10 protein-coding genes are annotated in these 14,025 nt (G+C 59.3%); 8 read left to right on the forward strand and 2 right to left on the reverse strand.

Going from position 1 to position 14,025, the window contains the following annotated elements; genetic code table 11:
• Window positions 1-112 precede the first annotated feature (112 nt).
• Entirely contained in the window at window positions 113-1,441 is a 1,329-nt protein-coding gene (locus AC812_RS05755) for an NfeD family protein (RefSeq protein ID WP_061912868.1), read from the forward strand.
• A 6-nt stretch (window positions 1,442-1,447) separates the two neighbouring features.
• Here the strand turns inward: AC812_RS05755 and AC812_RS05760 are convergent, their stop codons facing one another.
• Window positions 1,448-1,975, reverse strand: coding sequence for a DUF2179 domain-containing protein (locus AC812_RS05760; RefSeq protein WP_061912869.1), 528 nt, complete (start codon window positions 1,973-1,975; stop codon window positions 1,448-1,450).
• A 15-nt stretch (window positions 1,976-1,990) separates the two neighbouring features.
• Window positions 1,991-4,159, reverse strand: coding sequence for an alpha-glucan family phosphorylase (gene glgP, locus AC812_RS05765; RefSeq protein ID WP_061912870.1), 2,169 nt, complete (start codon window positions 4,157-4,159; stop codon window positions 1,991-1,993).
• A gap of 214 nt (window positions 4,160-4,373) precedes the next feature.
• Between glgP and AC812_RS05770 the strand changes: the two genes are divergently transcribed.
• From AC812_RS05770 to AC812_RS05800, 7 genes are read left to right on the forward strand one after another with little or no spacing between them, the layout of a single operon-like run.
• The gene (locus tag AC812_RS05770) at window positions 4,374-5,678 is read left to right on the forward strand and encodes a C39 family peptidase (RefSeq protein ID WP_061912871.1); all 1,305 of its coding nucleotides are present in this window, start codon (window positions 4,374-4,376) and stop codon (window positions 5,676-5,678) included.
• A gap of 12 nt (window positions 5,679-5,690) precedes the next feature.
• Entirely contained in the window at window positions 5,691-6,971 is a 1,281-nt protein-coding gene (locus AC812_RS05775) for a metallophosphoesterase family protein (protein ID WP_061912872.1), read from the forward strand.
• Window positions 6,968-8,290, forward strand: coding sequence for a hemolysin family protein (locus AC812_RS05780; protein ID WP_061912873.1), 1,323 nt, complete (start codon window positions 6,968-6,970; stop codon window positions 8,288-8,290). Before AC812_RS05775 ends, AC812_RS05780 begins: the two co-directional genes overlap by 4 nt.
• Window positions 8,287-10,854, forward strand: coding sequence for an AAA family ATPase (locus AC812_RS05785; protein ID WP_061912874.1), 2,568 nt, complete (start codon window positions 8,287-8,289; stop codon window positions 10,852-10,854). Before AC812_RS05780 ends, AC812_RS05785 begins: the two co-directional genes overlap by 4 nt.
• Window positions 10,851-11,999, forward strand: a complete 1,149-nt coding sequence (locus tag AC812_RS05790; RefSeq protein WP_061912875.1) for a glycosyltransferase — start codon at window positions 10,851-10,853, stop codon at window positions 11,997-11,999. Before AC812_RS05785 ends, AC812_RS05790 begins: the two co-directional genes overlap by 4 nt.
• A gap of 3 nt (window positions 12,000-12,002) precedes the next feature.
• Window positions 12,003-13,241 carry a glycosyltransferase family 4 protein gene (locus tag AC812_RS05795; protein WP_061912876.1) on the forward strand — a complete coding sequence of 413 codons (1,239 nt, stop codon included), beginning with the start codon at window positions 12,003-12,005 and terminating at the stop codon, window positions 13,239-13,241.
• A 41-nt stretch (window positions 13,242-13,282) separates the two neighbouring features.
• Window positions 13,283-13,930 carry an O-methyltransferase gene (locus AC812_RS05800; RefSeq protein WP_061912877.1) on the forward strand — a complete coding sequence of 216 codons (648 nt, stop codon included), beginning with the start codon at window positions 13,283-13,285 and terminating at the stop codon, window positions 13,928-13,930.
• The last annotated feature ends 95 nt before the right edge of the window (window positions 13,931-14,025 follow it).

Raw genomic sequence — 14,025 nt, forward strand, 5'->3', positions numbered from 1 at the left:
AGAACCATCCTCGCCATCCGGGCATTAGAAACCACCCCGTTACCGGATATAATAGAAGCAGGTAATCCATTTTCTTACTGGACTGGGCGGATTACCGGTCAGGAGGTTGGGCATGATGCGCATTTTGCGGTTGATCCTGCTGGTGAGTGGATTGACGCTTTTCCTCTTCGGGACACTCTATCCCTCGGCGGCTCAACGGGATGGCGCCAGCCCGCTGGTGGTGGTGCTGAAAGCCGACGGGCCGGTTACCTCGGTGATGCAGGGTTATATTCAGCGCGGCTTACAGGTGGCTTCCAATGAAGGCGCTCAAATGGTGATCATCGAGTTGAACACCCCCGGCGGGGCGATCAGCGTGATGAACGAGATCATTCAGGACATCCGCGCCAGCGAGGTTCCCGTGATTGTGTATGTATCTCCGCGCGGGGCAATGGCCGGCAGCGCCGGCACGCTGATCACGCTGGCTGGACACGCCAGCGCCATGGCACCCGAAACGGCCATCGGCGCGGCCAGCCCGGTGGGCATGCAGGGCGAAGATATCGGTGAGACGATTGCCGCCAAGGAGAAGGAAATCCTGCGGGCGACGGTGCGCTCACTGGCTGCCCGTCGTCCGCCGGAGGCGATTGCTCTGGCGGAGGATACCATCGAAACCGCCAAAGCCGCTTCGGCTCAGGAAGCCCTCGAGGTGGGGCTGGTGGATTTCATTGCCACTGACCTGAATGATTTATTGCGCCAGCTGGACGGCTTTGAAGTGACTGTGCTGGATCAGCCGGTCACGCTTTCCACCCAGTTTGCTGCCGTGCGTGAGGTGCCGCCTACCTTTGTCGAACAAGCCCTGCGCCTGCTGACCGACCCGAACATCGTTTTTCTGCTGCTGACGATTGGGGTACAGGCCATTTTGATCGAGCTTTCCAACCCGGGCGGCTGGGTGGCGGGTTTCATCGGGGTGGTATGTCTGGCGCTGGTGTTCTACTCGTTCGGCATCATCCCGGTCAACCTGTTCGGGCTGATTTTCATCGTGCTGGCGTTTGTGCTGTTCATTCTGGAACTGCAAACGCCCACCAACGGGGCGCTGACCGTTGCGGCGGTGATCTCGTTCGTCACCGGCGCGCTGGTGCTGTTCAACTCGGTGCGCATTCCGGGATTCCCGGCCGTTTCGGTGCCGCTGGTGATCGGCGCCAGTGCTGTGCTGGCGGTCACTTTTCTGGCGTTCATGGGCTACGCTTTACGCGCCCTCAAAACACCGGTGGCGATGGGCAAGCCGGCCCTGATCGGGCAGGTGGGGGTTGTCACCAAGGCGATTGACCCGCACGGCATGGTGCAGGTGGCTGGTGAGTTATGGAGCGCCGAAGCGGTTGACCCGCGCGAGTCCTTCCCGGAGGGCGTGCGGGTGGAAGTGGTGGATGTGGAGGGACTGCGGGTTAAAGTGCGCCGCGTCCAGTAATCCCGCCTACGCCCGCCAGAAGCCGCGCCGAATCGGGCGCACATCCTCGGCGGTCACAAAAGCCTCGTGGTCGGCTTCCAGAATCAGGGTTTCGACCTCGTCCAGTTTGCGGCGCACCACATCCACGTGCAGTAAGGTGACCGTGCCGGTCATCCCGCGCCCGGAAACTTCGGTGACGGCGTAGCCGTTTTTGCGTAAAATCTCCGCCACTGCCGCGCCGCGGGAGGGGCTGACAATGGTCAGGTGAATGTGACCGATCGCCAGCCGCTCTTCGATGAACATTCCCACCACATTTCCGGTGGCAAAGCCGCCGGCGTAGCCAATCACGCTGAGCGGGTTCTTCAGGTTGGAAAGCACGGTACTGATCGCCACCACGAAAATCAGGGATTGCATGAAGCCGAGCATCCACGCCAGTTTTTTCCGCCCGCGCACCACAAACAAAACCCGGATGGTGTCCAGCGACATATCACACACCCGCAGGGCAAAAATGCCCAGCATGATTAAAAAGGCTTGAGCGCTGAAATCAAAATGCATACAGGCCCCCTTTTGTCAGGCGGTTTCTTGTTCGGTTTCTTCCATACAGGCGAGGTACATCTCGCTCAGGTACTCTTTGACCATGCGGCGGGTGCTGAACTGGGGCGCCAGGGTGCGGATGGCTTCTTTGATGCGCGCAATCCAGGCGGTGGGGATGTTATCCACCGAGCGGTTGGTGTAGTACAGTGGGATGATGTCTTTCTCCAGCTGTTCGTACAGGCTGCGGGCGTCCATCTCGTCCTGCTGGTTGGGGTCAACCGGATCGGCGTCCTCGCCAATTGCCCAGCCGTTCAAGCCGTTGAAGCCTTCCCGCCACCAGCCGTCCATCACCGAGAGATTCAGCACGCCGTTGAGGGCGGCCTTCATGCCGGATGTGCCGGAGGCTTCGTTCGGGCGACGGGGGTTGTTCAACCAGACGTCCACACCCTGCACCAGATAGCGCGCCATGTTCATGTCGTAATCTTCCAAAAAGACCAGCCGCCCGCCCATGCGCGAATCTTTGACGGCGCGGTAAACCTGCTGGATGAGCAGTTTACCCGGTTCATCGGCCGGGTGGGCTTTACCGGCAAAGATGATCTGCACCGGCATATCGGGATTGGTCACCAGCCGCATCAGGCGGTCATAATCGCGCAAAATCAGCCCTCCGCGCTTGTAGGTGGCAAAGCGGCGGGCAAAGCCGATGGTCAGCGAGTACGGTTCAAGGAAAACGCCGCTGGCCAATGCCTGAGCAGGGTGGTACTGTCCGCTCTGCCAGCGTTGGCGGGCGCGGTCGTTGATGTAGAGAATCAATTTGCGCTTGAGATGCTGGCGGACAGCCCACAATTCGCCATCGGGGATGTTCTCCACCTGTGACCATAACTGCGGGTCGTCAATCCGCTTCATCCAATCAGCCCCCAAATAGCGGTCGAACAGCAGACGCAGGCGGCGCGCCAGCCACGTGCCGGTGTGGACGCCGTTGGTGATATGGCGGATGGGGACGTCTTCAACCGCCCGTTCCGGCCATAAGAAGTGCCACATCCGCCGCGAAACCTGCCCGTGCAGTTCCGAAACGGCGTTGGCGTGTTCAGAAAGTTTGAGAGCCAGTACCGGCATGCAGAAGCTTTCTCCCCACGGGGTTGCCTGACGACCCAAATCCACAAACTGATCGCGGGTCAGGCCCAATTCCGGCCAGATTTGGGAGAAGTACTTATCCACCAGCCAGAGCGGGAACTGATCGTTACCGGCCGGCACGGGGGTGTGGGTGGTGAAGACGTTGGTCTTGCGCACTTCGGCAGCGGCTTCGGCAAAGGTCTTTCCCTTGCGCACCAGTTCCAGCGCCCGTTCCACTGCCAGAAAAGCCGAATGCCCTTCGTTCATGTGCCAGACCTGGGGCTGGTATCCGAGCCGGCGCAAGGCGCGCACACCGCCCATCCCCAGCAGAATTTCCTGCGAAATCCGCACTTCCAGATCGTTGCTGTACAGACGGGCGGTCAGTTGCCGGTCAGCATCACTGTTCACCGGCAGGTTGGAATCCAGCAGGAAGAGCGAAACCCGCCCAACACGCACTTCCCAGATGCGGGCGAACACATTCCGGCCGGGCAGTTCCACCGAGATGGTGATCGGGTTGCCCTCGTCGTCTTTGAGCAGCGCAATCGGGGCGTCTTCCAGTACCAGATGTTTGGTGTGAGTTTCCTGCCAGCCGTCCTCGGTGATGACCTGCGTAAAGTAGCCCTGATTGTAGATAAAACCCACCCCCACCAGCGGCAAGCCTAAATCACTGGCTTCTTTGAGGTGGTCACCGGCGAGGATGCCCAGACCACCGGCGTATACCGGCAGCGATTCGTGCAGCCCGAACTCAAAGGAAAAATAGGCAATCTGCTGATTGAGGAGATGGGGGTACTGCTGTTTGAACCAGGTGTCCTCGCCGTTCAGGTAATCGTCGAACTTTTTCATCACCCGGTCGTACATATCGAGGTAGTAGGTGTCGTTGGCGGCGGCGTTCAGATAACTGCGCTCCACCTTTTTGAGGAATGCCACCGGGTTGTGTTCCAATTCATCCCACAGGCGCGGGCGGATCTGGCGGAATAACTGCTGGCCTTCCGGGTTCCACACCCACCAGAGGTTATAAGCCAGCTGACCCAGCCGGTTGATGCGCCGCGGCAGGCTGAAATGATTGGGCGTTTCCCGTTTGATGGTTTCGTTCATGGTTGTTTACTCTCTATCTTAAATAGGGGATTGCATGTCTGAGGGTTATTTGTGGACACGCCGGGACAGGCAAAACATCCGCCGCCCGGCCATCGAAGCGATTTGGTATTGTTTATCCAAAATATGCAAGTCCATACAAATCAACAGCCCAAAATTATACCATGCAATCGGCTGCCCCCGCATTAGGTTTGTGTGAAAATGTTATAATCAAATCGTGATTTCAAAACGCAAAACCATCCTCTGGATTTTCGTCGCAGGACTGTTTGCCTGCGGTCTGTTGTTTGCAGTCCCCTCATTGCGCGGCCGGGTAGTCTCGAACCTCAACGAATTGCGTGTGCAGGCGCGTTACGCGCTCAACCCGCCTCAACAGGCCGTTTTTGTGCCGGAAGAGGCAGTTGCCACGATGGTGGATGCCACCATGCAGGCGTTCAGCCGCACCTCCACACCAACGGCCAGCCCGACTGCCGCACCTTCCACTGCAACGCCCACACCCCAATTTACCTCCACTCCCACTCAAACGCCCACTCCGCTGCCGGAAAGGATCACCCTCAGTGGCGTGCGGTATCAGGATCAGCACGGTTTGTGGAATTACTGCGCCCCGGCCAATCTTGCCATGGGGCTTTCTTACTGGGGCTGGCAGGGCGAACGCACCGATGTCGGCCCGTTGCTGAAGCCGTTTGAAAAAGATAAAAATGTCATGCCGTACGAGATGGCCGATTATGTGCAAACCCACACCAACCTGAACGCCCTCATCCGCCATGGGGGAACTCTGGACACGCTAAAAAAATTGATTGCGGCCGGTTTTGTGCCACTGATTGAAAAAGGGATTGTCATCCGCGATATCAACGGCAAACTGGGCTGGATGGGGCATTACTCGACCATCACCGGCTACGATGACACGAATAATGTCTTCATCACCCAGGATTCGTATTTTCAACCGGATTTCAAAGTCAGTTACGACGACCTGCTCTGGCAATGGCGCTCGTTCAATTACATCTTTCTGGTCATTTACCCGCCGGAGCGCGAAGCCGAATTGCTGGATCTGCTGGGGCCGTATGCCGACCCGCAAACGGCTTTTCAAATCGCCGCCCAGACGGCTGCCGAAGAAGCCGTGCGCCTGGACGGCGTGGAAAAGTTCTTCGCCTATTTCAACCGCGGCACCAGTCTGGTCAACCTGCAGGATTACGCCGGAGCCGCCAGCACCTACGATCAGGCCTTTGCGCTGATGGCGGCTCTGCCGGAAAAAGACCGCCCGTGGCGGATGATGTGGTATCAAACCGGCCCGTACTTTGCCTATTACTACACCGGTCGCTATCAGGATGTAGAGGGGTTGGCAACCACGACCATTGAAGCGGCGGCTGAGCCGTTTCTGGAGGAGAGTTTTGTCTGGCGGGCGCGCGCCCGGCTGGCGCTGGGCAACCGCGCCGGGGCGGCGGAGGATGTTCGCAAAGCGCTGGAATATCACCCCGGTTTCGCACCGGCCGTTGAACTCGCCAATCTACTCGGATTACAGCCATGAGGGGAGTTTGCCATGCTGCGCATTCTGCACTTTGCCGATGCACACATAGACATTGCCAATTACGGACGGCACGACCCACAAAGCGGTCTGCCGATGCGCGTGCTGGATTTTTTGAAAGCCCTGGATACGATTGTTGAAACCGCAATCCGCGAAAAAGTCGACCTGGTCCTGTTCGCCGGGGATGCCTACAAAGACCGCACCCCGGCACCCACCTTTCAACGCGAGTGGGGCAAACGCATCATCCGGCTCAGCCGCGCCGGCATTCCGTGCGTGCTGCTGATCGGCAATCACGACCTTTCTCCGGCGCTGGGGCGGGCGCACGCCTTACAGGAATATCAAACTCTGGAAGTGGATAAAGTGCTGGTCATTGACCGGCCGCGCCTTCTGAAACCGGATGATCTTTTCGGTTTGCCCCTCCAAATCATGGCCATCCCATGGGTTTCGCGCTCTTCGCTGATGGCGCATTTGCAGATCAGCGCCATCGAGCCAAATCAAATCCACGAAGAAATCGAAAAGCGCTTGCACGAAATTGTCCAGAACTGGTTCAAGGAAGTGGATCTCAACCTGCCCATCGTGCTGGCGGCTCATGCCACCGTGCAGGGCGCCCGTTACGGCAAAGAACGCAGTATCATGCTGGGCAATGATCTGGTGCTGCCGGGTTCGCTGGTACGGGATGAGCGGCTGGATTACGTGGCGCTCGGTCACATTCACCTGCGCCAAAACCTGAACGAGGGCGGTCACCCGCCGGTGGTTTACCCCGGCTCGATTGAGCGGGTGGATTTTGGCGAGACGGATGACCGCAAATACTTTGTGATTGCCGGTGTCCAGAAGGGCCATACCGAACTGGACTGGCGTGAACTGCATGGGAGGCGTTTTGTTGATTGCAGCGTCAACCTGCTGGATGTTGCTGCGGCTGCGGAAGGCAGCACCCCGCCGGTGATGGAGCGCATTCTGGCCGCTCTGCCGCCGCGCGAGGAATTGAAGGATGCGATTGTCCGCCTGACCATGGATTACCCGCGTGATTGGGACGCGTTGATTGACGAGGCGCGCCTGCGCCGCCATGCCGAACTGGCGTTTGATTTTCATCTGGTGCGCCGCCCGCACATTGCCGCCCGCGGACGCATCAGCGAGATTGAAAACATTGCCGCAAAATCACCCCTGGAATTGCTGGAACTCTATTGGGAAACCAGAGGTGAATCACCCGACCACATTGAAGAGCTCAAACGGCTGGCTGAAGAAATCATTCATCAGGCCGAATCTTTGACGAATGAATTTTCTGTTGATTCTGAATGAACAATCCCTTTCTTGAAATCGGTTTGATTTTTCTGCTGCTGGTGGCAAACGGGCTGTTTGCCTTCTCGGAAATTGCCATGGTTTCGGCGCGTAAGGTGCGCTTGCAGCAAAAGGCCGAAGATGGCGACCCGGCCGCCCGGGCTGCGCTGGAACTGGCTGAGTCCCCCAACCGCTTTCTCTCCACCGTCCAGATTGGCATTACCCTGATCGGCATCCTCGCCGGGGCTCTCAGCGGCGCTACGCTGGCCAAACGGCTGGCGGAATGGATTGCACGGGTGGATTTTCTGGCGCCTTACAGCAGCGGTCTGGCGCTGTCCGTGGTGGTGATTCTGCTGACTTATTTTTCGCTGGTGATCGGCGAACTGATTCCCAAACGGCTGGCAATGAACAACCCCGAAGCCGCCGCCAGTGCGGTTGCCCGTCCGATGCGCTTCCTTTCCAACATCACCTTTCCATTGGTGCGCCTGTTGAGTGCATCCACCGATTTTGGCCTGCGGGTGATGGGCATCCGACCCTCAACTGAACCACCGGTTACCGAGGAAGAAATTAAAGTGCTGATGGAGCAGGGCACTCAGGTGGGAGTTTTTGAGGAAGCCGAGCAAGACATGATCGAAAGCGTCTTCCGGCTTGGAGACCGCTACATTGACGCCATCATGACCCCTCGTACCGAAATCGAGTGGATTGATCTGGACGAAAGCCCGCAGGAAATTTTGCAAGACATTCTGCAAAGCAGCCACAGCCGTTTCCCGGCGGCCCAGGGTAATCTGGATAATGTCAGCGGCATCCTTTCTGCCAAGGACTTTCTCAGCAAAATGGTCAGCGGCGAGCCATTTGAGGTCAAGTCGCTGTTGCAGCCGCCGCTGTTTGTGCCGGACAGCATGTCGGCCCTCAAGGTGTTGCAATTGATCAAATCTGCCGGTGTGCATGAGGCGCTGGTGCTGGATGAATACGGCGGACTGCTTGGGTTGGTGACCCTGTACGATGTGCTGCGTGCCATCGTCGGCGAATTGCCCGGCCCCGGTTCGGACGGCGGGGCACAAATTACGCAGCGCGAGGACGGTTCATGGTTGGTGGACGGCCTCTTGCCGGTGGACACCCTGAAAGAATTGCTGGAAACCGAGGAATTGCCGGAGGAGGAGCGGATTGGTTATCAGACCCTGGCCGGCTTTATCCTCAGTCAACTTGGTAGCATCCCCGCCCCCGGTCAGCGGTTTAACTGGGGGGATTTTTCTTTCGAGATCATGGACATGGACGGGCGCAGAATTGACAAGGTGTTGATCAGCCGCCTGCCACCGCCGACGGAGGAAACCGATCAATGATCCCGCTTCGACTGCAAATACGCGGCTTTCTTTCGTACCGCCAGCCAGTAGAAATTGATTTCAGCGACCTGCGTCTGGCCTCGATCACCGGTCATAACGGGGCTGGAAAATCCACTTTGCTGGATGCCATTACCTGGGCTTTGTTTGGCGAAGCCCGTCGCCGTGATGATGCGGTCATCAACAATCAGGAAAATGCCGCCGAAATTATGTACGAGTTTTTGTACGAAAACAATCGTTACCGCGTCCAACGCAGCAAAGCTCGCGAAAAAACCGCCATCCTGGAGTTTTACACCCTCAACGACGAGGGTCTCTGGAAGCCGCTGACCGAACACTCGTTGACCGAAACCGAAAAACGCATCCGCTCGGTGCTGCGAATGGACTACCAGACCTTCATTAATGCCTCGTTTTTTCTGCAAGGAAAAGCCGATCAATTCGCCCAACAGAACGCGGCAAGCCGCAAACGCATCCTGTCCAACATACTTGGATTGGAAGTCTGGGAAGCCTACCGCGAAGCCGCCCGCAGCCGCCTGCGGGAGGCGGAATACCTGCTGGACAGCATCCAATCGCAGATTCAGGAGCAGGAAGCCGAAGTGGCCGAGGAAGGTGAGCGGCGCAATAAACTGGAGGAACTGAAAAAAGAACTGAAACGGCTATCCGTCCTGCGGCAGGCCCACGAACAGCGCCTCGATCACCTCAACCGGCTGGCAGCGGCGCTGAAGGAACAGCGCCGCATGGTGGAACTGCTTGCGGCTCAATTGAGCAGTGTGGAGCAGAAAACGGCCGCCAGCCAGCGGCGGCTGGAGGAGCGCCGCAACGAAGCCGAACAGCTGCAGCACATTCTGGATGAAGCCGAGAACATCGAAGCCGCTTACGCGGGCTGGCAGTCCAGCCGCAGGGAGCTGGAACGCTGGGATGCACTGGCCGAGCAGTTTCAACGATTACACCAGCAGCGCGCCGAACCGCAGACGGTGCTGGAAAGGGAACAGGCGCGTCTGGAGGAGGAATTACGCAGTCTTCAACAGCAGGCTCAGCAGGTAGCCCGCCAGCAGGCTCAACTGGCCGAACTGAACGAGAAGCGGAAGGAACTGCTTGACCAGCAGCAGGAACTGAGCCAGCGCATTCAACAGCGGGAGGCGCTTAGCAACGCCCTGCTGGAATTGAAAGACCGGATTACCCGCCAGCGCACGGAGATGACTCACCGGCAGGAGCAGATTGAAGCCGTGCAGGAACGGCTGGAGCGATTGCACACGGATGAAGAAAGCGGCACCTGCCCGTTGTGCGGCCAGCCGCTCGGCCGCGCCGAGCGCGAGGCGCTGGTTACCAGACTGGAAGCGGAAATCGCATCCGGCCGCCAGGCTGTTCAGCTGTTGCAGCAGGAGATTCAGCAAGCCCGCCGCGATCAACAGCGGCTGGAAGAGCAGTTAATCGAAACTCAGTCGGCCGATCAGGCGCTGCAAGCCAACCAGCGGCAGGTGAGCGCGCTGGAAGCACGCATCCAGCAAATCGAGGAGCAGCAAGCCCAGTGGCAGAAGCAGTACGCCCCCCGTTTGCAACAGGTCGAGCAGATACTGACCGCCGGTCAGTACGCGCTGGAGGCGCGTCAAAAACTCGCCGAAATTGACGCTGCCCTGGAAAGGCTGGGCTACGACCCGCAGGCGCACGCGGCGGCGCGGCTTGCCGAGCAGCAGGCCCGCCCGGCTGAGCAGGCTTTACGCCAGTTAGAGGCGGCGCGCGCCCAATTGAAGCCGCTGCTCAACGAAATTCACCAGCTGGAAAGTAGTCTTGAAGAAGATCAACGGCATCTCGAACAATTGCGCAGAGATTACCACGAAGCGGCCCAAAAGTACGAAACCGAATCGGCCAACCTGCCCGATCTGGCGGAAATGGAGCGGGAGTTATTTGACCTGAAAGAAGAAGAAAACCGGCTGCGCACGCAAATCGGCGCTGCCGAGCAGAAAGTCAATGTACTCTTCGCCATCCGCGAACGGCTGAAGGAGAATCACGTCAGACGGGAGGAATGCGCCCGCCGGATTGCCCGCCTGAAGATACTCGACCGGGCTTTTGGCAAGGACGGCGTGCCGGCTTTGCTGATCGAACAAGCCCTGCCTGAAATTGAGTCGCGCGCCAATCAAATCCTCAGTCAGCTTTCCAACGGTGGAATGAACATCCGCTTTGAAACGCAAGCCGAATACAAAGACAAAAAACGGAAGGATATGAAGGAGACACTGGAGATTATCATCAGTGATTCGGCCGGCATCCGCCCGTATGAGATGTATTCCGGCGGCGAGGCCTTCCGGGTGAATTTTGCCATTCGGCTGGCGCTTTCGCATGTGCTGGCCAATCGCGCCGGCGCCCGCCTGCAAACCCTGTTCATTGATGAGGGCTTTGGCAGTCAGGATGCCGAAGGCCGCCAGCGGCTGATTGAGGCGATCAACGCCGTCAAAGATGAATTTGCCTGCATTCTGGTCATCACCCATCTGGATGAATTGAAGGATGCTTTTCCGGCGCGGATTGAGGTGGAAAAGAACAACCACGGTTCGACCGTGCGGGTGTTGACCTTATGAGCCAAATTCCGCTTCGTTTGGGCCTGCAGCAGCGAATTTTGCCCAATTACCGCGCTCCCTTCTTTGAAGCACTGGGGCAGGCCTGCCCGCGCGGGTTGGGGATACTTGCCGGTTTACCGCGTCCCGACGAAGCGGTTGAGTCACAGCCTGCCCTGCGGCACGCCAACCTGACTCAGGCGCGCAACCTGCACCTGTTCGGCGGGCGTTTTTACCTGTGTTGGCAGGCCGGCGGGCACGCCTGGCTGGAACGCTGGCAGCCGGAAGCCCTGATTGTGGAGGCCAACCCGCGTTATCTCAGTACTCCGGCGCTCATCCGCTGGATGCGCGCCCACCATCGCCCCGTGATTGGCTGGGGGCTGGGCGCTCCACTGGCTGAAAGCGGGCGTTGCTCATGGGAAAAGACCCTCTGGGCACGATTTTTGGGGCGGTTCGATGCGCTGATCGCCTATTCCCAGCGCGGCGCGCAGCAGTACGCCCGGCTGGGATTTCCCCCGCAACGGATTGTGGTCGCCCCGAACGCGGTTGCGCCACGCCCGGTTCAGCCGCCGCCCCAACGCCCGCCCCGGTTTGAATCCGGCCGGCCGCGCCTGCTGTATGTGGGGCGGCTGCAGGCCCGCAAACGGGTAGATTTGCTGCTGCGTGCCTGTGCTGACCTGCCGCAGGAGATCCAGCCGGAAGTGTGGATTGTGGGTGACGGGCCGGTACGCCATCAGCTGGAAGAACTGGCACGCAGCATTTATCCGCATACCCGCTTTTGGGGCGCCCTCTACGGCGATCAACTGGAGCCGGTCTTTCGGCAGGCCGATTTGTTTGTGCTGCCCGGCAGTGGCGGGCTGGCTATCCAGCAGGCAATGGCCTTTGCCCTGCCGGTAATGGTTGGCGAAGCCGACGGCACTCAGTCTGATCTGGTTACCGGGCAGAATGGCTGGCTGCTGCCGCCCGGCGATGGGTCGGCCCTGCGTGAGGCGCTGCGCGAGGCGCTGGGGGATGCTTCCCGTCTGCGAGAAATGGGGCTGGTTTCTTTTCAAATTGTGCGCGAGCGGGTTAACCTGGAAACGATGGTTGCCGCCTTCGCCCAGGCCGTCGAACTGGCGGCAGCCCATTGTGGTTACCCATCAAACCCAATCCATCCGGGCGGAGTGTGAAGCATGCACATCCTGCTGGTTGCCGATGGCCGCAGTCCAATCACCCTGCGCTGGCTGGATAACCTGCGTGAACTGGGTTACACCTTCTCGCTGGTTTCCACCTTTCCGTGCCTGCCGCCGCCCGATGCAGCCCACTTTGCGGTGGTGCCGGTGGCATTCAGCGGGCTGGCGGGCGGGCAATCTTCCCCTTCCCGGCGGGTTGACAGCCGTCAAGGTTCCCCTTCCGCTGCGCGGCGCTGGGTGACAGGTCTGCGCCGCGTGCTGCTGCCGCTGCGCTACCGGCTGGCCCCGCTCAGCCTGCCTGCCGCTGCGCGGCGCTTCCGTCAGGCGTTGCAGGATTTTGAGCCGGATCTGGTTCATGCGCTGCGCATTCCGTTTGAGGGCATCCTCGCGCTTGCCACACCCCAGGACTTGCCGCTGGCGGTTTCGATTTGGGGCAACGACCTGACGCTCCATGCACCGGCTACCGCCCGAATGACCTTGTGGACACGGGCGGTCTTGCAGCGAGCCGACGGCCTGCACGCCGATGCCGCCCGTGACCTGCGTCTGGCGCTGGGGTGGGGTTTTCCAGCGGATCGTCCTGCCCTGCTCATCCCCACCAGCGGCGGCATTGACCTGCAACGGATGCAACAAGCCTGCCAAGGGCTGCCCGCCGAACTGGAAGAACGCATTCCCCCCCATCAGGCAATGGTGATCAATCCGCGCGGAGTGCGTGCCTACACCTGCACGGCTGCCTTCTTTCAGTCCATTCCGCTGATCTGGGAGCGCTTTCCGCAAACGGTCTTCGTCTGTCCGGGTATGCAAGGCGAGCGCGAAGCCGAAACCTGGAAACAACGGCTGCATCTTGATGAGCGGGTGGTGTTATTGCCATCCCTGCCGCAGGCGCAGTTATGGGGGTTGTTTGCCCGCAGCGCCGTTTCTGTCTCGGTGACCACCCACGACGGCACCCCCAATACGCTGCTGGAAGCCATGGCCTGCGGGAGCTTCCCGGTAGCAGGTGATTTGGAAAGCATCCGCGAATGGATCACACCCGGGGTCAATGGACTGCTGGTGGAGGGGCAAAAGGCAGATTCGATTGCGGCGGCGGTGGTGCTGGCGCTTTCCAATCCACCTTTGCTTCGGCAGGCGGCCGAGATCAACGCTCAGCGGATTGCTGAACGCGCCGAAGCCGGTTTGATGCGCCCAAGGTTGGCAGCATTTTACGCTCAAGTAGCCGAACGGCGCCGGTCATTGGCAGGTTAAACCGGACTGGAACAGTGCTTGAAGAAGAAAGGTCGTCTGATATGGCTCTCCGTACTCCACCAACACCCGAAATTGAGGCGTATATCACTGGCCTGTTTGCGCGGGAGGATGACATCCTGCGCCAGATTCGCGAGCAGAGCGCCGAACAGGGGCTGCCTCAGATTGCGGTCAGCCCCGAAGAGGGGGCGTTTTTGGCGCTGCTGGTGCGTTTGTGCAAAGCCCGGCGGATTCTGGAAATCGGCACGCTGGCTGGTTACAGCGCCATCTGGATGGCGCGAGCCCTACCGGCGGATGGTTATCTGGTGACCATCGAGAAATCGTCTGTTCATGCCGAAGTCGCCCGGCGCAATTTTGCCCTGGCTGGCCTGGAAGGAAAAATCCGCTTACTGGTGGGGCAGGCCAGCCTGATGCTGAAAAAAGCAGCCGCTCTTGCGCCGTATCACCTGATCTTTATGGATGCGGATAAAGAGGGTTACCCGCAGTACTACGAATGGGCCTTAAAGCACCTGCCATCCGGCGGGGTGATTGCTGCCCACAATGCCCTGTGGGGCGGAAGTGTGGCGGGTGAAGCCAGCAGCCCGATCATCGAGGCGGTACGCAGTTTCAACCGGATGGTCGCGCAGGACGAGAGGGTGACCGCCCATCTTTATCCGGCCGGGGATGGCACCCTGATCGCCGTTAAAAAGTAATCACGGCGGTTTTAATGCCCGGCAGGTTTTTCGTTCCTCTCCCGGCATTTTGCGGGTAAAATTAAGTAAACATGAGGCGTTCGAGAGCAGGTCAA

Origin of the sequence: Bellilinea caldifistulae (genome assembly GCF_001306055.1) — a bacterium.
In the GTDB taxonomy this organism is placed as follows: Bacteria; Chloroflexota; Anaerolineae; order Anaerolineales; family Anaerolineaceae; genus Bellilinea; species Bellilinea caldifistulae.

Bases quoted from the DNA above. Each gene is read 5' to 3' on its own strand.
- AC812_RS05755 (WP_061912868.1), top strand. From the start codon at position 113: ATGATGCGCATTTTGCGGTTGATCCTGCTGGTGAGTGGATTGACGCTT.
- AC812_RS05760 (WP_061912869.1), bottom strand. From the start codon at position 1,975: ATGCATTTTGATTTCAGCGCTCAAGCCTTTTTAATCATGCTGGGCATT.
- glgP (WP_061912870.1), bottom strand. From the start codon at position 4,159: ATGAACGAAACCATCAAACGGGAAACGCCCAATCATTTCAGCCTGCCG.
- AC812_RS05775 (WP_061912872.1), top strand. From the start codon at position 5,691: ATGCTGCGCATTCTGCACTTTGCCGATGCACACATAGACATTGCCAAT.
- AC812_RS05780 (WP_061912873.1), top strand. From the start codon at position 6,968: ATGAACAATCCCTTTCTTGAAATCGGTTTGATTTTTCTGCTGCTGGTG.
- AC812_RS05785 (WP_061912874.1), top strand. From the start codon at position 8,287: ATGATCCCGCTTCGACTGCAAATACGCGGCTTTCTTTCGTACCGCCAG.
- AC812_RS05790 (WP_061912875.1), top strand. From the start codon at position 10,851: ATGAGCCAAATTCCGCTTCGTTTGGGCCTGCAGCAGCGAATTTTGCCC.
- AC812_RS05795 (WP_061912876.1), top strand. From the start codon at position 12,003: ATGCACATCCTGCTGGTTGCCGATGGCCGCAGTCCAATCACCCTGCGC.
- AC812_RS05800 (WP_061912877.1), top strand. From the start codon at position 13,283: ATGGCTCTCCGTACTCCACCAACACCCGAAATTGAGGCGTATATCACT.